The 18,242-nt window shown below is 37.6% G+C and carries 16 protein-coding genes; 9 read left to right on the top strand and 7 right to left on the bottom strand.

The features are described from left to right. Nucleotides 1-97: 97 nt before the first annotated feature. The 6 genes from mnmL to BAQ48_RS10230 all read left to right on the top strand — a co-directional run bounded on the left by mnmL (nucleotide 98) and on the right by BAQ48_RS10230 (nucleotide 5,539). Nucleotides 98-1,057, top strand: coding sequence for a tRNA modification radical SAM protein MnmL/YtqA (gene mnmL / locus BAQ48_RS10260; RefSeq protein WP_071710999.1), 960 nt, complete (start codon nucleotides 98-100; stop codon nucleotides 1,055-1,057). Beyond that, on the top strand, nucleotides 1,054-1,626 hold the full coding sequence (mnmM, locus tag BAQ48_RS10255) for a tRNA 5-(aminomethyl)-2-thiouridylate-methyltransferase MnmM (RefSeq protein WP_071710998.1): 573 nt from the start codon (nucleotides 1,054-1,056) through the stop codon (nucleotides 1,624-1,626). Before mnmL ends, mnmM begins: the two co-directional genes overlap by 4 nt. A gap of 260 nt (nucleotides 1,627-1,886) precedes the next feature. Continuing rightward, nucleotides 1,887-2,720, top strand: a complete 834-nt coding sequence (locus BAQ48_RS10250) for an ABC transporter ATP-binding protein (RefSeq protein ID WP_071710997.1) — start codon at nucleotides 1,887-1,889, stop codon at nucleotides 2,718-2,720. An 18-nt stretch (nucleotides 2,721-2,738) separates the two neighbouring features. Beyond that, nucleotides 2,739-3,419, top strand: coding sequence for an ABC transporter permease (locus BAQ48_RS10245; protein ID WP_071710996.1), 681 nt, complete (start codon nucleotides 2,739-2,741; stop codon nucleotides 3,417-3,419). 24 nt (nucleotides 3,420-3,443) lie between these two features. Beyond that, complete coding sequence (locus BAQ48_RS10240; RefSeq protein ID WP_071710995.1) at nucleotides 3,444-4,118, top strand: aspartate/glutamate racemase family protein; 675 nt, start codon at nucleotides 3,444-3,446, stop codon at nucleotides 4,116-4,118. A gap of 119 nt (nucleotides 4,119-4,237) precedes the next feature. After that, a complete protein-coding gene (locus BAQ48_RS10230; protein WP_071710994.1) occupies nucleotides 4,238-5,539 on the top strand; it encodes a PepSY-associated TM helix domain-containing protein in 1,302 nt (433 codons plus the stop codon). A gap of 35 nt (nucleotides 5,540-5,574) precedes the next feature. Here the strand turns inward: BAQ48_RS10230 and BAQ48_RS10225 are convergent, their stop codons facing one another. The 3 genes from BAQ48_RS10225 to BAQ48_RS10215 are packed head-to-tail and all read right to left on the bottom strand — an operon-like array spanning nucleotide 5,575 to nucleotide 7,752. Beyond that, on the bottom strand, nucleotides 5,575-5,787 hold the full coding sequence (locus tag BAQ48_RS10225) for a hypothetical protein (RefSeq protein WP_071710993.1): 213 nt from the start codon (nucleotides 5,785-5,787) through the stop codon (nucleotides 5,575-5,577). Between the two features lie 59 nt (nucleotides 5,788-5,846). Next, nucleotides 5,847-6,911: a tetraprenyl-beta-curcumene synthase family protein gene (locus tag BAQ48_RS10220; RefSeq protein WP_071710992.1), complete on the bottom strand. Its 1,065-nt coding sequence runs from the start codon at nucleotides 6,909-6,911 to the stop codon at nucleotides 5,847-5,849. A gap of 37 nt (nucleotides 6,912-6,948) precedes the next feature. Then, nucleotides 6,949-7,752, bottom strand: coding sequence for an alpha/beta hydrolase (locus BAQ48_RS10215; protein WP_071710991.1), 804 nt, complete (start codon nucleotides 7,750-7,752; stop codon nucleotides 6,949-6,951). A 74-nt stretch (nucleotides 7,753-7,826) separates the two neighbouring features. Here BAQ48_RS10215 and BAQ48_RS10210 point away from each other — a divergent pair, with 74 nt between their 5' ends. The 3 genes from BAQ48_RS10210 to BAQ48_RS10200 all read left to right on the top strand — a co-directional run bounded on the left by BAQ48_RS10210 (nucleotide 7,827) and on the right by BAQ48_RS10200 (nucleotide 10,170). Then, nucleotides 7,827-8,339, top strand: a complete 513-nt coding sequence (locus BAQ48_RS10210) for a gamma carbonic anhydrase (protein WP_071710990.1) — start codon at nucleotides 7,827-7,829, stop codon at nucleotides 8,337-8,339. 142 nt (nucleotides 8,340-8,481) lie between these two features. Further along, complete coding sequence (locus BAQ48_RS10205) at nucleotides 8,482-9,015, top strand: phosphatase PAP2 family protein (RefSeq protein ID WP_071710989.1); 534 nt, start codon at nucleotides 8,482-8,484, stop codon at nucleotides 9,013-9,015. A 12-nt stretch (nucleotides 9,016-9,027) separates the two neighbouring features. Then, nucleotides 9,028-10,170: a glycosyltransferase family 4 protein gene (locus BAQ48_RS10200; RefSeq protein ID WP_071710988.1), complete on the top strand. Its 1,143-nt coding sequence runs from the start codon at nucleotides 9,028-9,030 to the stop codon at nucleotides 10,168-10,170. Between the two features lie 127 nt (nucleotides 10,171-10,297). Here BAQ48_RS10200 and BAQ48_RS10195 read toward each other — a convergent pair whose 3' ends face one another. The 4 genes from BAQ48_RS10195 to BAQ48_RS10180 form a co-directional block, all read right to left on the bottom strand. Further along, nucleotides 10,298-10,897 carry a TasA family protein gene (locus BAQ48_RS10195; protein WP_071710987.1) on the bottom strand — a complete coding sequence of 200 codons (600 nt, stop codon included), beginning with the start codon at nucleotides 10,895-10,897 and terminating at the stop codon, nucleotides 10,298-10,300. Nucleotides 10,898-11,103: 206 nt separating this feature from the next. Further along, on the bottom strand, nucleotides 11,104-15,255 hold the full coding sequence (locus BAQ48_RS10190; protein WP_071710986.1) for a S8 family serine peptidase: 4,152 nt from the start codon (nucleotides 15,253-15,255) through the stop codon (nucleotides 11,104-11,106). Between the two features lie 243 nt (nucleotides 15,256-15,498). Then, complete coding sequence (locus tag BAQ48_RS10185) at nucleotides 15,499-16,137, bottom strand: response regulator (RefSeq protein ID WP_071710985.1); 639 nt, start codon at nucleotides 16,135-16,137, stop codon at nucleotides 15,499-15,501. Beyond that, complete coding sequence (locus tag BAQ48_RS10180; RefSeq protein ID WP_071710984.1) at nucleotides 16,112-17,971, bottom strand: GAF domain-containing sensor histidine kinase; 1,860 nt, start codon at nucleotides 17,969-17,971, stop codon at nucleotides 16,112-16,114. Before BAQ48_RS10180 ends, BAQ48_RS10185 begins: the two co-directional genes overlap by 26 nt. Between the last annotated feature and the right edge of the window lie 271 nt (nucleotides 17,972-18,242).

Raw genomic sequence — 18,242 nt, 5'->3', positions numbered from 1 at the left:
GCTTTAATTCCCCTTTAGTGTGTCCCTTCCATCTGAACCTTATGAGTATGTTATAATGTATTTTGTTTCATTTTGACTCGGCTTAGGAGGGAAAATAATGAAGGTTCAAAACCCTTTTCCATATACAAACGACAATAAACGTTATCACACATGGAATTACCATTTACGAAATGAATTTGGTGAAAAAATCTTTAAAGTATCATTAGACGCTGGCTTCGATTGTCCGAACCGTGACGGTACAGTTGCTTATGGCGGTTGTACATTTTGCAGTGCCGCTGGATCTGGTGACTTCGCTGGCGATCGCCGCGATGATGTTATAACGCAATATCATGAAATGAAAGAAAAAATGCGCTCAAAGTGGAAAGATGGAAAATGTATCGCTTATTTCCAAGCTTACACAAATACACACGCACCACTTGAAGTGTTAAAAGAAAAATTCGAACCGCTTCTAGCAGAAAAAGACGTTGTCGGTCTTTCTATCGCAACTCGTCCTGATTGTTTACCGGACGATGTCGTTGAATATTTAGCGGACTTAAATAAACGCACGTACCTTTGGGTTGAACTCGGATTACAAACTGTTCATGAACGAACTGCAAACCTTATTAATCGCGCTCACGATTATCCGTCTTATGTGGAAGGTGTAAATAAATTACGCAAGCATGGTATTAGAGTTTGCTCTCATATTATTAACGGTCTTCCACTTGAAAATTACGACATGATGATGGAAACAGCTCGTGAAGTAGCGAAGCTTGACGTACAAGGAATTAAAATTCATTTACTTCATTTATTAAAAGGAACGCCAATGGTGAAGCAATATGAAAAAGGACAACTCGAGTTCCTTTCTCTTGAGGATTACGTAAGTCTCGTTGTTGACCAACTTGAAATGATTCCAGAAGACGTAATTGTGCACCGCATCACAGGTGACGGTCCACCTGATTTAATGATTGGTCCAATGTGGAGCTTAAATAAATGGGAAGTATTAAATTCCATCGATGCAGAATTTGTGCGCCGCGGAAGCTGGCAAGGAAAATATGCAAATGAGGAGAAACAAAAATGAAATTAGAACGTGTATTACCGTTTGCTCGCTCACTGTTGCAAACGGCAGTAACAGAAGGCGATTATGCTGTAGATGCAACACTTGGAAATGGTCACGACACTTGCTTCCTAGCTGAAATCGTTGGAGATAACGGAAGAGTATTTGGATTTGATATTCAAAAAGAAGCTATCGAAAGTTCTACCATCCGCCTAAAAGAAAAAGAACTTTTCGAACGTACTGTTTTAGTTCACGATAGTCACGATACACTTCTATCCGTATTACCAGAAGATGCAAAAGGAAAAGTAACAGGCGCAATTTTCAACTTAGGTTACCTTCCAGGCGGAGACAAGCATATCGTTACAAAACCGAACTCAACAATCTCAGCGATCGAACAATTATTAGAAGTAATGGCACCTGAAGGTATCATCGTCCTTGTCATTTACCACGGACACCCAGAAGGACAAGTAGAACGCGACGCTGTACTTACATTTGCCGAAGAACTAGATCAAAAACAAGCACACGTACTGCGATACGGCTTCATTAACCAACAAAATAACCCGCCATTTATTGTGGCGATTGAGAAACGATAAAGTGAAACTTTAATCAGTGGGAGCATTCCCCACTGATTATTAGTTGAACCAATCGGGCATTTATGGTCAGTTTATCTCCCACCTAACATCTTTGCTCCAGCCAAATTTTAAAGTGGGAGTTTTACTGCCCATTAATGCGGGGTAATATATCGACGATTCGACACAACTTAACAAAAACAGACGTGCACTCATTGTACGTCTTTTTGTTATTCTCCTATATAATGGATATATACACTATTTAAAGAAAGAAGGATAGAACTTTGCTAGTAGAACTAAGGGGAATTCAAAAGAAGTATGGCAAATCACTTATACTAGACAACATTGATTTATCCATTCCAGAAGGAGAAGCACTCGCTATTATTGGCGGGAACGGGACTGGAAAAAGTACTCTACTCAAAATAATTGCAGGATTTATTTCACCTACGGCAGGGGCACTTCAAAGAAAAGAACATATACAAATTGGCTATGTACCTGAACATTTTCCTGAAGGGATTCGTTTTACATTAGAGGATTATCTACATCATCTGGGCCAGATTCACGGTTTATCAACAACATATTTAAAAGATAAAATTCCGATGCTTCTTGAATCTTTTCATTTACATCATGCAAGGCATTCCGTTGTACGAAACTTTTCAAAAGGTATGAAACAAAAAACAGGCATTATGCAAGCATTGCTTACGGACGTCCATTTATTAATTCTAGATGAACCTCTTTCTGGGCTCGATCCTAACTCTCAGCAAGAATTAGAACATATTTTACTCTCATTAAAACAACAAGGCATATCTATACTCTTCACATGTCATGAAAAACAACTACTAGAAAACTTCGCCGATAGAATTGTGACGTTAGCAAACCATACAATCACAGCAGATACTTTTGTACAAAAAGGGGCAGAACAAGTCTATATTGAGGCAATCGTTCACGACACATTTTCAGCGATAGAACTACAAAAACAATCCGGTTTTATACACGTTGCACACAATTCAAATCAAAACCTTATTCAATTACAAATCGAAAAAGAATATACAAATGACATACTTCAGTTTTTATTACATAAAAAAGCATCTATCACATTGCTACAACCTAATTTTTAAATCGAAAGAAGGTTTATTATGTTTGCGCTTATTCGTTACCATTTTCTCGACTATACAAAATCGTATAAGTATGTCCCTCCTATTGCGATGTACTTTGTGAGCTTGCTTTTTGTATATACATATAAACCGACTCCTATTGTACCGACATATTTAGAAACAGCACTCGCACTTTATTTATTATCTGCCTGGATTACACTTACAATTTTTCATACTGAAGACCCTGTACAAGAGCAAATTACTATTTCTCACACAAATAATATTTCCACACTCTATGTTGGTAAATATATTACGGCTCTTCTCATTTGTACTGTGTTATCTTTTATATCCGTAATCTATCCAATTATTTTGCAAATGTTTAATGAAAAAATGACAGTTTCTTTATTTCTAGTCGGATTTCTCTCTCACATGTCTTTCTCTATACTAGGAATTTCAATCGCAACATTATTTACAAGAAATATAATTCAAAAAGCCAGCACTGCTTGGCTTAGCCTTACATCCATATTGCTTATAACAATCGCATCTATCCGATTTAAAAAAGAATTACTATGGGTTTTTCCACCTGTCGAAAGCTTTCTAATGCTTGGACAATACAAATATAATATACTGACTCACACGCTATGGCTCACAGCTTGGGCTATCGTATATTCATTTTTATTATTTACCTTATTTCTTTTTATCGTTCGCAAAAAACGTTTTTAATTACATATTAAAGGAGACGAAACAATGATTGGAATACTAGCAGGAATGGGGCCAAAATCCACTGGACCATTCGTCGATACAGTTGTAGCAAAGTGCCAAACAATATATGGAGCAAAGCATGATGTGGACTTTCCTCATATGATGATCTATTCGTGCCCAACACCGTTTTACATGGATCGCCCTATTGATCACGAGGCGATGAAAAAAGCGATTATTGAAGGAGCACAAAAACTTGAAAGTACTGGTGTAGAATTTATCGCTATGCCGTGTAATACGGCGCATCTTTATTTTGAAGAATTACAGCGTTCGCTTTCTATCCCGATTTTAAATATAGTCGATGAAACGTTACAAGCAATTCCTGAAAATACAAAAAGAGTCGCTCTTCTCGCAACAGAAGCAACTGTTCAAGCTGGGATTTACCAAGATGGGATTGCAAAGCGCAATATAGAATACATTCATCATGAAAAATGGCAGGAAATGATTAATCAAATTATTACTTGTACTAAATCTGGAAAAATTAAAGAAGCTCGCGAATTGTGGAATGCGCTCGTTTTACAATTGCAAGATGAGGTAGATACCGCAATTATCGCATGTACCGATTTGAATGTTGTGGCGAGTGAGGATTTTGTTGATTCTGCTCAATGTCTTGCGAAAGCGGTTGTTGAAATATATTTATCAAATAAGAAGAAACATTTATAAATGTTGAAACCCTTAAAAACTTTTAACTTTCTTCACAATTCTTTCAAAGTAATCACACTTAATCTCGCTATATTAAATAAGTAGTTATTCATATAGGGAAGGTTAGGGGAACTGAAAGTATGAAAGCAAATCGTTCGCTTCATTACATTTTTTGGCGTTGGCATTTTTATGCTGGGCTTTTTATTACGCCGCTTCTTATTACGTTGTCACTGAGCGGAATTGGGTATTTATTTCGGGAAGAAGTTGAAGATTTCATCTATAAAGATTTATATTTTGGGAAGAGCGCCCAAACAGAATCTATTTCGATGACTGATTCTATTTCCTTAACAGAGAAAAAATATCCACATTATAGTGTGGCGAAAATTAGTGAGTTTAATGGGGATTATAATACGAGACTTACCATTGCAAATGAGTATACCGGACAACAAAAGTATGTGTATTTAGATAGCAATAATCAAATTGTTGGGGATCAAAACGCAAGTGAAACATTTGCCAATATAATGAGGGAATTACATAGTTCTCTTTTAGTTGGTGGCACTGTCGTTAACTATATTGTAGAACTTGCGGCATGTTGGACAATCTTCTTAATTGCGACTGGGTTGTACATGAGTATACGCCAATTCAAAAACACACCGGCATCCAATAAGCGAGAAAAAGCAAAACGACGTCATTCTATTATCGGTATTATATTTACAATTCCTCTCGTTCTGCTAGTCGCATCTGGATTGCCATGGTCAGGATTTATGGGGAACCAAATTTATAAAATCGCAGCGTCGAATGAATCAATTGGATATCCAAAGTTGTATATGGCACCGCCTGAATCGAAGGTAAAAGAATTACCGTGGGCAACAAGAAAGGAAGCTCCTCCTGAATCGAATTCAAATGAACCAAAAGCAATTTCTGTCGATGAATTACAAAAAGGAATTGAAATAAAAAAGCCATATGTTATCTCACTACCAGCTGATCCGAAAGGTGTATTCACTGTTTCAAAATCAAGCGGTTCTGGTATTACGGGTATGCATGTCGCACCAAATGAAGAAATAACAGCTTATTTTGATCAATATAGCGGAAAACTCATTTCAAAAACGGATTATCGTGATTATGGCTTATTTGCACAATGGTTCACTTACGGTATCCCGCTTCATGAAGGGCATTTATTCGGATGGTCAAATAAAATAGTATGCTTACTAACGACATTATCTTTATTACTTCTCATTTATTACGGAATAAAAATGTGGTTAGCAAGAAAGCCGAAAGGAAAGTTAGCCGCACCTCCAAAGCAAAGAGATAAGAAAAGCATAATCGTTTTCTTTATCATGATGGTTATACTAGGCGCTGTCATGCCTTTATTCGGACTATCTGTTTTAGTTCTTTTTGCGGTTGAACTTCTTATATATGTATTTTCAAAAATACGATCATAATAAAAAGCATTTGTACTCCCATGTACAAATGCTTTTTATTTACTATTTTCTTTTTTTCTACCACTTATTAAAAAGACAATATCTACTATAATAATCAATGCAATAATAACTTGAGCTACATAATCCATCGTTGTAGGACCGCCGGCTTTATTCATCATCATATACATTCCAGTCACAAATGAAATGGAAAGTAGCACGAGTAATGTTACTTCAATATGGTCATATAGCTTTTGAAACAATCGCTTCATTTTCAACACCCCTTTACCATATTATAACAAAAACCACTCTATAAGAGTGGTTTTCTTCATCACTGCGCCATTTTCTTTCGGTACAACTTCCCGTTCCAGTAGAAGAATCGTGAAGTAAGCCCTCCGTATTTTACAATGCGCCGTGCCATTTTGTGCATATTCTTTTGTGCTGATACTTTCTGATCCGATAAATAAATACCAAGTAACCCTCGGCTTATGAGACGATGAAACTTCGCATGAGGCAGATCACCAATGCTCTTCTCTGCTTCTTCTACAAAATGTTTCATACGATCTAATATAGCTTGCTCGTTTTCATAATAACTACAGAAATTCAAATCCCCGCCGGCGCGGTCTTCTTCTTGATCGATGAAATAATCAAGTAAAATGTGAAGTCCTTGCACGTAAGGGAAGTACCCTTGTCTAATTTTCGCAATATCTTCATCATGTAATTCATCATGAAATGCATATGCTACAAGGCAGAAGATTCCAAGCGTAGAACCAGCACATGCTGAAAATTCAAACCAACTCATCTCAGGTAAGTTTTCTTGATGCGCTTCAAACCATGTTTTTAAGCGCGGTTCTCTTTCTTCTAACTTCACGTGTTTATGAATTTGCAAATCACAATAATAACAAGCAAGTTCATGAAGAACAGGAGCAATTTTGTCATAATGCTTCGTTTTCTTTAAAACATCTTGGCATGTTTCAACAAGTTCATCTAAATAACCACCATCATCTTGATCATCACGATAGCGATAATAATTACCGCCACCTTCTACTTCAGGTGATAATGCCATTAACATCGATTCATGTAGTGCGGCAAAATCATTTGGATCAAGTGATGTACTGCGATCACATAAATTATCTAAGTAGTCACTAATCGTTTGATATGCGACGATAAAACGAATACATTCCTCTCGGTGTTCATTGGCTAATAACGCTAAAATGCCACCGCCTTCGCAATGAAACGTTTTATGCTCAATACTTGCGATTGCCTGACTATGAAGCTCATCATTCGGAATATGGTAGGCACGCTCTTTCCACATCGCTAGCTCATGGTGTACAACCGGAAACACATCACGGTATACTTTCGCCATGAGCGTTATGGGATTACTCGGTACGTTCACTTCTTCCTTCATCTCCTCTATTCAATGTACAAATAATTTACTTATTTGTTTCTATTATGTTATTGATACGTATTTCAGTAAATGCCTGAATATAATTCAAAATTTCATCACGCTCATACTCGTTTAATAACTCATGATAACAATTCGGCCATTCTTTATATGCCTTATCACTTATTTTAACATTATCAAACCAAGTGCGGACACGTGTTTTATCTACAAGTTTATCCTCACATGCTTGCATTAGCAAGAGTGGAACGTCTGGAAAATCACCTATTTTTTTATGAGCAATTTCAATAGACTTAATTAATTCACTATACCAACGTACTGACACTTTGCGCAAGAACAATGAATCATTCTCCATCGCATCTCTCACTTCATGGTTACGTGTTGACATTTCCACTGTAAGATTCGTTGAAAATTGCAATTTTGGGGCAACGATATTTAATATTTTTGACGCAGCTCGAAGTGGAGCAGCAGGTGCAGCTAATACGCCTAAACATGGCGAACTTAAAACAATACCATCTATATCCTCTCTCTTCGTTTCTTGCATCATACGAATGACGATAAGGCCGCCCATACTATGACCGAATAGAAAAATAGGTAACCGATACTTTCTTGCTTCTTTCACCCATGCTTTAACTTCCTCTATGTATTCATCAAACGAATCAATATGTCCTCTATTTCTTGAAGTCGTTCCATGTGACGGAAGGTCCCCCATCACGACATGATAGCCGATATGATTCCACATTTCCGCGACTGCTTCGTAACGTCCATGATACTCCATAGCGCCGTGCACAATAACGACTACAGCTTTCGCTTCCTCTGCTTCATAATTCCACATACGGACCTCCTCCATTTCACTCTTTTTCATAATTTGATACACTAAAACTAGTCTCTAGGAAAGGAAGGCTTTACATGATATATCCTTACAAAGAAAAAAATCCGAAAATTTCGAGTAGTGCTTTTATCGCTGACTACGTAACCATTACAGGTGATGTGACAATTGGCGAGGAAGCAAGTATTTGGTTTAATACAGTCATCCGAGGTGACGTATCACCAACAATAATTGGAGATAGAGTAAATGTACAAGATCAATGTACACTCCACCAAAGCCCAGAGTATCCTCTTATTTTAGAAGATGATGTGACAGTTGGGCATCAAGTTATTTTACATAGCTGCCATATAAAAAAGGATGCTTTAATTGGAATGGGCTCTATTATATTGGATGGTGCTGAAATTGGCGAAGGAGCCTTTATCGGTGCTGGAAGCCTCGTTTCACAAGGAAAGAAAATCCCACCAAACACATTAGCTTTCGGTCGTCCAGCGAAAGTCGTTCGTGAGTTAACAGAAGAAGACCGTAAAGACATGGAACGCATTCGCACACAATACGTTGAAAAAGGTCAATATTATAAATCACTACAAAAGTGATTTTACCGCTGCCATAATACTGGCAGCTTTTTTTATAAAATCTAACTGTTTCTTTACAAAACATTATTACTCCCTCAACAAAATCTTATTAAAATAAAAGCAAATATCTCCATATATATGTAGATGAGGGAGGAGAATTTTCATGAAGGTCAGTGGATTATATAAAATCGAATGTTACATTTTCAAAGGTATTAACCGATACTTTGATCAAAAAACATTAAATATCTTTTTCAGCAATATTACTCATATCGGTGGTGCTACTTTCTCAATCGCACTCACACTGTTCTTTTTAATTTTCGCAAAGGGAACTTTGCATCAAGCCGCAATCGCAATTGCTATTTCGTTAGCAATTAGCCATATCCCTGTGCAAATATTAAAAAGATGGTATCCCCGAAAGCGTCCATATTTAACAATTCAAGATGCGAAATATCCGGTCCATCCATTAAAAGACCACTCTTTCCCGTCTGGTCATACAACAGCCGTTTTCTCTGTCTTCATTCCATTTATTTGCTATAATCCAAGCTTACTTGTTTTTCTATTGCCGTTAGCGTTATGCGTTGGTATTTCTCGCATTTATTTAGGGCTACACTATCCGTCTGATGTATTCGTCGGTATGTGCCTCGGCACTTGCTCTGGCATCATCTCTTTTTATCAATTCATCCCACTTTTCACATAAAGGAGTGATATGATGAGAGTCGCCATTTTTACCGATACTTTTACACCACAAGTCAACGGGGTTGCGAAAACATTAGAACGATTAACACGTTACTTTCAAAAAGAAAAAATCGCCTATTCTGTTTTCGCCCCTCAGCATACGGCTGAAGATAATTTCGTGGCTAATGTGAATAAGATGAGAAGTATCCCGTTAACAATATTATATCCAGAATGTCGCTTTTCTTTTCCTACTCCACGCATTAAACGGGAACTTCTTGCTTTTAAACCTGATATGATTCACATTGCCACACCTTTCAACATGGGGCTTTGTGGGTTATATTACGCAAAAAAGTTAAACATTCCAGTTGTCGGTTCTTATCATACTGATTTTGATGCTTATTTACGTTATTACAAAATCGAATTCCTCTCCAATATGCTTTGGAACTATTTAAAATGGTTTCATAGTCATATGCACAAAAATTTCGTTCCATCCCCTGAAACATTACATCAATTAAAAAATAAAGGCTTTCAATCTCTTTATATATGGGGACGTGGTGTAGATTGTACACTCTTTCATCCATCTTATAATACAGACCTATTCCGAAAAAAATATAATATTACAGCGAAGTATATTCTTTCCTACGTTGGACGGATTGCTCCTGAAAAAGATATTGATACGTTACAAAACATTATCGTTAAAACAGCGCATGCTCGAAACGACATTCATTGGCTCATCGCAGGAGATGGTCCTCTAGCAACAAATTTGCGTGAAGCTGTTCCGAAAACAAATGTAACCTTTACTGGATATTTACAAGGTGAAGATTTAGCTGAAGCCTATGCTTCTTCCGATCTAATGGTATTTCCATCTGCTACTGAAACATTTGGGAACGTCGTACTGGAATCACTTGCATGTGGTACACCTGTTATTGGTGCAAATAGTGGCGGAGTTAAAAATATTATTACAGATGAAAAAACGGGCGTTCTATGCGAATCCAAAAATGAAGACTCATTTTTATCTTCTATTTATGGCTTGTTAAATAATAAAGAAATCCGGAAACAAATGAGCCTAGATGCTCACTCCTACGCTACTACACAAAGCTGGGATGAAATTTTCAATAATTTACTCATGCATTATAATGATGTTATTCAAAGTCGAAATGCGGAAATGCTAGCTTAAATTCAGCTAATGTATCATCAATTCACAATATAAAGAGAGGTCATCCTTCGAATGGCTGCCTCTCTTTATATTGCGTTTTTATTTAACGATTCCATTGGTACATAAATATAATGAATACCATTTGAACTTATTTTTCTTTACCTTTTGTCTGAGACGCATCGAATGTCCAATTTAATTTCAATGTATCTCCTTGGAATACGTTTTGATCTTCCCCATTATCTTCAAATATAAATTTCACATAGAAACTGTCATCCTTGCCCGGAGCAAGTCCATTTCCTTCCCAATTTACGACACCTTTTTGGACAAGATCAGGAAGGTTGCCATCAGCAGTTGCTTGTTTTAATTCAGACAACGTAGTTTCCCATACAGGAACTGTGTTTTTGTCTATATTCCATAAAAACTCCACTTTAACATGATCACCGAAATCAGCATTTCCATTATCGCCTTTTACATCTGTTACAGTGTAATCAGTAAGAAGATGAACGTCCTTAATTTTCAAAGTACCGCTGTTGATTAAGTGGAAATCGCGTTCTATTTGATCACCTGGTTTGATTTTGTCAACATCGATGATAACTTGTGGATCAATGCTCAAATCTAACGTACCAGCCGCAAACGTGTTTTCTGATACTTCTTTATCACTAAAGTACGCAAACGTTCCGCCTCCAATTAAAGATAAACCAAGAGCTGCAGATGCAACACCCATACCAAGTTTTTTCTTAAGACTCATTTTAATGCCCCCCTATTTTTATAATATTTAAAAGCCAATAAGTTCATATAAGGTAAAATCAAATAACTTGTTTCCTTATTTAATGTCTGTTAATTTTACCTCTAAGATAGCCACTAGATTCTTAATAAAGAACGTTTTGTTTTATTTAAGAGCGACTATTGATATTTCCCCTTCTTTTATCAACAGCCGCTCCTAAGACACTTTATTTACTTCTTCGGTTCTAGACCAATCTGACGTAAGAAATCTGCCAGTCCTTTTTTACCGATTGTTTCTTTTGGCTTAACCACTTCTGGAACGCCGACTTCTTTTTGCAAGAAGTTTTTCTCAATGAAGCGGACATCTGTCTCGTTCACAACACCATCTTGATTGATGTCTTGCGGCACGATAGATGCATCCTCCTTGCCGTATACCTCAACTACGCTTTGCATATCGCGAATGTCAATCAATCTGTCACCATTTACGTCCCCTGCAAGATTTTTAGCACCTATTTTAACATTTTGCCCGCGCAGCTCATCTCCTACAAAATACCCCGGAATGAATTTTTTCATCGCTTTGAGATGTCCCGGAACATCAAAAACAACTGTGTATGCTTCAGTAGATGCTGGGATGCCTTTGATCTCGTAGATTCCTTGTTTATCAATCGTTCCTTTATATTTTTTGCCGCTTGGAGACATCGCATATACTTGGGCACCGATTTTTGTATAATCTACTTTTCTCAAATACTGAGAGCCCTCCTTCCCATCCAAAAATCCTTCCGGCTGGATAGAACCATACGCTCTCGAATGTGTTGGAATCACGTTAAAACTTTCCGTACCGAAAGAAGGAATGGCAGTAGCACCTGTTTGTCCCGCTTTCATATAAGACGCCTGTTTTACATTAAACTGGTAATCACCCACAACAATATCGTAATATTCATTTACTACTTTGAACGTGGCATCAAGGAAAGGCAGATCTCCGTCCATACCACTAAATGTATTCCCTTTCATGGATGCGCCAACTTTCACCGTATTATTGTAAGTTCCTTCTGTCACCACAGGATCTTGCATCGATACTTCCAAACCTCTTTCCTTCGCGTACTCGTTTGCCGCATTGTTCAGTTTCACATTCTCAAACTTGAGCAAATCTTTTCTGAAGTCGATCTGGAATTCCCCGGATACAAGCTGCTTCACATTATTAAGACTAAGTGTCCTCGTAACTGTATCGCCAACTTTTACGTCTTTCTTATCATAACTAGAAGTCGTATATTCCGTACCTTCTTTTACGAAAACATAGTTTTGTTTACCAATTGCCGTTGCAATATCATACGTAGCCAAAGTCAAATTTAGAGGTTTCGTTGCAATATCACTTTCCTCAATGCCGAATTTTACGTCTCCATTTGCTTGGATTGGGAAGTACCCACCTATCATTCCAGTGTTTGCATAGTAAGCCATTTGATTGGACGATTGATCATAGTTTAAACCTTTTGATTTCAATAGATCCACTGTCGCATCCTTGGCTGTTCCATGCAGCCATACTGCTTTTTGTCCATCCTCTACTGTGAACATGGAGTCATTAACCTCGATTACACCCGGTTTTTTATCCATATTTACTTCCGGTGCTGTATTGTCCACGATAAGCGGATTATCTATAACATATGATTTTCCTTCCTCATCGTGTGCAATCAGTTCCAGTAGATAATCGCCTGCCGGAAGCTTTACAGGAAGATCACCAATCGGCTTAGAAGGATCATTGGTAAATGGATAGACAGTACCGCTAAATGCATTCATAAGAAACGTGTCTACGTCTATCAATAATCTGCTGGCATCTGCTGTGCCTATAAAACCTACAGCTTTCCCTGTTGCACTATCCTTAACAAGCACATCAATGGTTTTCATCGGGCTATTCAACTTCATGTTGACATGAACAAACGGGTACATATATTGCCAGAAAGGTGTCGTATTCGTCACGGATGGATTGCTCGTTTTCGCATATTCAAATCCCTTTTCCGTCACCATGACAGCGAACGGGATTTGGTATGTTTCAGACGGATTGTTCGCATTCGTTACATGAATATACCCTTCGTATCTACCTTTCGCTGCGCTAGCAGGAATCGTAATTTTCGGCTGTAGTTCCTGTGATTGTCCGCTTGCCACTGTAAGAGATGCCGGCACGTCAACTTGTATACCGTTCTTTACTGCATCTTGAATGCCTGTACGCTCACCGTGATACTCCACTTCTACTTTAAAGGATTTTTCGTCTTTACTATTGTTCTGGACAACCACCTTTTTGCTCGCTTCAATCGGTTTATCACCTTGCTTAACATGTCTGCCAAACACAATGGAACCTGTTTGTTCGTCAATTTCGACAACTTTGCCATTCTCGATATTTTGTGTTTTGTCTAATACTTTAATGGATGTGTCCGTATGGACGGCTTGATACGCATCGATGCGCCCAGCACCCACTTCATATACGGAATTCTTGCCATTCAAATCATCAGATGTATTCATAAGAGCCGATTTCACATCGAAAGGAGTGTATTCTGGATGCTCCTGTAAAATCAATGCTACTGTACCCGCTACATGAGGGCTTGCCATAGAAGTACCAGACAAGCGTACATAGGCATTACCATAATTTATCCCGTCCTGCGGATCGTTAATATATTCCGGTGCAGTAGAGAAAATAGACACACCCGGAGCGACTACGTCTGGCTTAATGTCATAATTCCCATTTACCGGCCCACGGGAGCTGAAATCAGCTAAGTGATCACCTTCCGTTTTTGTATTGCTCAGCGTTTCAAATTTGAAAGATACTTCACCTAGCGCCTTTAACCGTTCGCCATCTGCTTTTGACAGACGGAAAGATGGAATAAGACCTACCCCCTCACCTAAGTAGGCAGATATTTGTCCGTCAGCATTGTTATACACAATAACTGCTTTTGCTCCAGCTTTTTTAGCATTTTTAATTTTTTCATCAAACGTAATTTCCCCGCGCTGAATCAACGCAATTTTCCCGTTAAGATCTTTCCCCGTAAAATCAGCTGGCTTACCCAGTCCTGCAAATACAATCGGTAACGATTGTCCTTGCAATTCTTCTAACTTATCAGGAAAATCTTTCCCTAATAACTGCATATTTTCAAACTTTTCGCTTGCTGTACTTGCATGGAATGTAGGAATGGACATAGAAACATCACTCGCCCCTACTGAAATACCAAGAGCTGCCGTTCCAGGAGAGCCGAGAGTTTTTTCGTTCGGTCCGGCGTTACCTGCGGCAACAACTGTCGCCACACCTGAAAGCATCGCGTTATTTACTGCGACAGAAGTAGCATATAGCGGATCATTCGTCTGTGCACCTAGCGACATGTTGATGACATCCATACCATCTGCAATTGCTTTATCCATCCCAGCAAGGATTCCCGCTGTATTTCCTCCGCCCCATGGTCCTAGGACTCTGTAAGCATATAAATCTACATCAGGTGCCACACCTTTTACAGCGTAATCGGCATTGTTTTTCTTTTGAGCTGCAATCGTTCCTGCTACATGTGTACCATGGTTTGTATAGTACACTAACCCTGGATACTCTGGCTTACCAGCTTTTATCCAATCCTCGTACGTTGTTTCCATCGGATTTGCATCGTTATCTACAAAATCATATCCGCCTTTATAAGCATCTTTTAAATCTGGATGATTATAGTCAACACCTGTATCAAGAACGCCGACTTTAATTCCTTTACCTGTAATGTTTTCTGCATGAAGCTTGTCCACACCAATTTGCGGAATACTGTCCGCCATTTTTGGCTGGATTTCTTTTTGTGTTTCTACTGGAGGTTCTACTTTTACCTCGTAATCTTTAAAGACACGGTTTACTACTCCTGATTGGATCAACTCTTTGACAGCCACACCAGGTAAAGTCATCGCTACACCGTTGATTGCATTTTTATATTCGCGTGTGATTTCCACTTTTTTCGTATCGTAAGTGCCAACATCTTTCTTCGATTTTAAAGATTCGACATGTTGTTTGAACACTTTATGCTCTTCATCCACTTTTGCTTGCGCAGTAGTAGCAGCTATTTTCTTCCCTTTCGCCGCTTGTTTCATCACTTCAATTTTTGCTGGAGCTTGATTGAATTCCACGATAACGTTAACTAATTTAGGACTATTCGTATCAATATCAGGTGAAATCGTAAAATTAGGACTTACATCTAGCTGTTCCAACGCTTTTCTTTGTTCTGCAGACAGATTCATTAGTACCTGTTCCGCATTATCAACTGGCTTCAGTTCAGCCGGACTTTCTGCTAATACGTTATACGGAATACCTTGTGACAATAGCATACCAGCAACTAATGTTCCTGTAAGAACCCTCCCAAATTTTCCTCTCTTCATACAAGTTCCCCCATCTAAATTTATTTGTATCTATAGTCATTGCATAACATAAATCTTCAAAACTATTAGGCTACGACTCTACTTTCTTATCTTAATAAATTTAAATTTTTCTGAAAATTATCAAAAAGGAATATTTTTTTTAGTTATTAGTTCTATACCGTATAGTACAAAAGAACTACTCCGCTCCTTATTATTTTGAGTAAAATAATAAGGTACAGAGTAGTTCTTTTAAATGATTTTCATTTAAGAAAATGGAACAAGCTGATTTCGAACAGCATATATGACTGCTTGTGAACGGCTTTTCACATTTAATTTCCTGAAAATCTTATTAACATGAATTTTAACTGTCTTGTCACTAATATATAGAGCTTCAGCAATTTCCTTATTGCTAAGACCTTTGACCAATTCAAATAGTATTTCTTTTTCACGCTCTGTTAGTTCATTTTCATTTGATTCTGATTTCGTTTGTTGATGATATGTAATCAACTTTTTAGTCATACGCGGATGAATCACAGAATCTCCTTTTAATACCATTCGGATTGCCGCCACTACCTGCTCGGATGATGAATCCTTCAATAAATAACCGTCTGCCCCTGCCCGAAGAGCAGACATCAAGTATTCATCATGTTCATACATCGTTAATACGAGAACACGGCAGTTCGGATACTGATTTTTCACGAGTGATGTAGCCTCGATACCATTTTTTCCTGGTAAATTAATATCCATTAAGATACAATCAGGCCTACACTCTTCTACTTTCTTTACTACCTCATCACCGGAAACAGCCTCCCCAACTACTCGCATATCAGATTCGAGTTCCAATATACTTCGAATTCCATCACGCAAAACAGTATGATCATCCACTACTAATATTCGAATCATGATACTCCTCCCCCATTTCTGAATCTGGAATTAACAATATAATTTCTGTACCTTTTCCTTTTGAACTATCAATTTGAAGGGCGGCCCCTAGCTGTTCAGCCTGTTCATTCATATGTAATATACCATAATGCGGCTCATGCTTTGCTTTAATCATAGATTCAAAAAGAGAAAAACCAATTCCGTTATCCTTTACCTTTAAAAGTATATGTTCCTTTTGATAACTTAATAAAATATCAACTTTATCTGCCCTTGCATGCTTTATAATGTTCTGCAAACTCTCCTGTAAAGTGTCGAAAATGACTCGTTCTTTCGTAAAACTAAGTTTTCGAGAACGACCTCTTTCATGATATGTAATGGCTAAATCATATTCTTGTTTTAAGGATTGGACTTTACTTATAATTGCTTGTTTTAGTCCTAATCTTTGTGTTGGATATGGCTTTAAAGCATAAATAGAATAACGAACTTCACTCAAACTCTTCCTTAATTTTTTTATGCTTGTATCTACCACTTGCTGCATGTCTTTTGGTTCATCTGCATACTTTTTCTGGGCTGACTCCATCTGAAATATCACACCAGCCAATGCTTGTGCGATTCCATCGTGGATTTCACGAGCAATTCGATTTCGCTCTTCTAAAATCGTTCTTTTTTCCTGTTCAGAGACGAGTGTCCGTGTTTTAAGCAAGCTGCCTAATTGATTAGCAAACGTAGCTAAAGTTTGTACATCTTCAGTAATAAAACTCGCACTCCTACTTTTCCCTGCCACAAACATTCCAACTAATTCGTGATTTACCTTAAGAGGTAAATACACAAGAGAACGCATCGTATTTTCAAACACTTCATCTCCCGGAGCCATACCTGTTTTCCAATCCGTCACAACTACAGTTTCTGATATTTCTTCAAACTCCTTATACAGGTCAGAATAATTAGAAATATCATGACGTACTTTTCCATCCTTTAATAAAAGCGTCCAGTTCTCTTCATCTTTCGCCCATAAAACATATGCCTGTATTCCTAGAAATCCTTTCAATGATTGTTTCATCTGTTGTAAGTTTCCGGCAGATAATCCGTGACTTAATTCCGTCGTAATAGAAAAAAGCTTATATAATCGTTCTTTTTCCACTCGTATTTGTCTAACGAATGAGCTAATGATACAAATTGCCACAAGTGGGAAAAAGAAGAACAGTACCATAATTTCATCTATCACGCCACGATATCGGTAATCTAAAATATGTATAAGTGAAGAATAAAGTAAACAAAAACTCAAACTCAAGAGTACTAACATATTCTTTTTACGCCACTCTTCTAGTGGGTAAGGCTGAGGAAGAAGTATGATTAAAAGATCATAAAATAAACTGTTAAATAGACAAAGAAATGCGCTGAATAAAAATAAGATTATGAATTTTTCATATAAAACTGAAAGATTCATTCCAGAAATAAAAAGAGAGAAACATCCTCTCGAAAACCATTCTGCTAATACAATGCTAAGGGCAAGTTGCGCACAATTAAATACCGTCCTTTGCATAGGTAATCGGCGAAACAATTGGATACTTAACATCACACCCACACATGAAACAACAGTTGTATACATTCCAAACTGCCAATTCATTATATAAATAAGTGTAAGGCTCAGTGTGATTCCACCTCTCCAAATGCGGATCGGAAAATACTCAGTAATGCCCATAAACATAATTAACAACAAAAGTAATACAAAATGGGAAGGCATTTCAATTAAAAATAAGGAAATCATAACAGCAATTAAACCAAGAAAAGAGATAGAATAAATATAAAAACTAGCTACTTGCTCTCTCACAGAAGTAAAATCTATCTTTTTCAAAACGATCCCTCCCTCAAAAAATTTATTATCATCATTATCTAATAAAAAACCGGCACTGGCAAAATGAGAATGTTCCCATTAGCCAATCACCGGCTGCGCACTATCCCTTAGAAGGGGTGACACAATATTAGTATAAAACAGGCCTTCCTATTCTGCTACCCATCAAATGTTATATTTGTAAATATATTCTATGTCTATCATATAGAACTAAAGATGTATATAAAGTGAAACTTTAATCAGTGGGGGTTTTCTTCATCCCCCACTGATTATC

Source organism: Bacillus luti (assembly GCF_001884105.1).
GTDB classification, from domain to species: Bacteria; Bacillota; Bacilli; order Bacillales; family Bacillaceae_G; genus Bacillus_A; species Bacillus_A luti.
Note: the sequence above shows the minus strand (reverse complement) of the source record. Positions and strands in the feature narration are given on the sequence as shown.

Coding starts and splice junctions, on each gene's coding strand:
- mnmL (WP_071710999.1), top strand. CDS start 98: ATGAAGGTTCAAAACCCTTTTCCATATACAAACGACAATAAACGTTAT.
- mnmM (WP_071710998.1), top strand. CDS start 1,054: ATGAAATTAGAACGTGTATTACCGTTTGCTCGCTCACTGTTGCAAACG.
- BAQ48_RS10245 (WP_071710996.1), top strand. CDS start 2,739: ATGTTTGCGCTTATTCGTTACCATTTTCTCGACTATACAAAATCGTAT.
- BAQ48_RS10240 (WP_071710995.1), top strand. CDS start 3,444: ATGATTGGAATACTAGCAGGAATGGGGCCAAAATCCACTGGACCATTC.
- BAQ48_RS10230 (WP_071710994.1), top strand. CDS start 4,238: ATGAAAGCAAATCGTTCGCTTCATTACATTTTTTGGCGTTGGCATTTT.
- BAQ48_RS10225 (WP_071710993.1), bottom strand. CDS start 5,787: ATGAAGCGATTGTTTCAAAAGCTATATGACCATATTGAAGTAACATTA.
- BAQ48_RS10215 (WP_071710991.1), bottom strand. CDS start 7,752: ATGTGGAATTATGAAGCAGAGGAAGCGAAAGCTGTAGTCGTTATTGTG.
- BAQ48_RS10210 (WP_071710990.1), top strand. CDS start 7,827: ATGATATATCCTTACAAAGAAAAAAATCCGAAAATTTCGAGTAGTGCT.
- BAQ48_RS10205 (WP_071710989.1), top strand. CDS start 8,482: ATGAAGGTCAGTGGATTATATAAAATCGAATGTTACATTTTCAAAGGT.
- BAQ48_RS10200 (WP_071710988.1), top strand. CDS start 9,028: ATGAGAGTCGCCATTTTTACCGATACTTTTACACCACAAGTCAACGGG.
- BAQ48_RS10195 (WP_071710987.1), bottom strand. CDS start 10,897: ATGAGTCTTAAGAAAAAACTTGGTATGGGTGTTGCATCTGCAGCTCTT.
- BAQ48_RS10190 (WP_071710986.1), bottom strand. CDS start 15,255: ATGAAGAGAGGAAAATTTGGGAGGGTTCTTACAGGAACATTAGTTGCT.
- BAQ48_RS10185 (WP_071710985.1), bottom strand. CDS start 16,137: ATGATTCGAATATTAGTAGTGGATGATCATACTGTTTTGCGTGATGGA.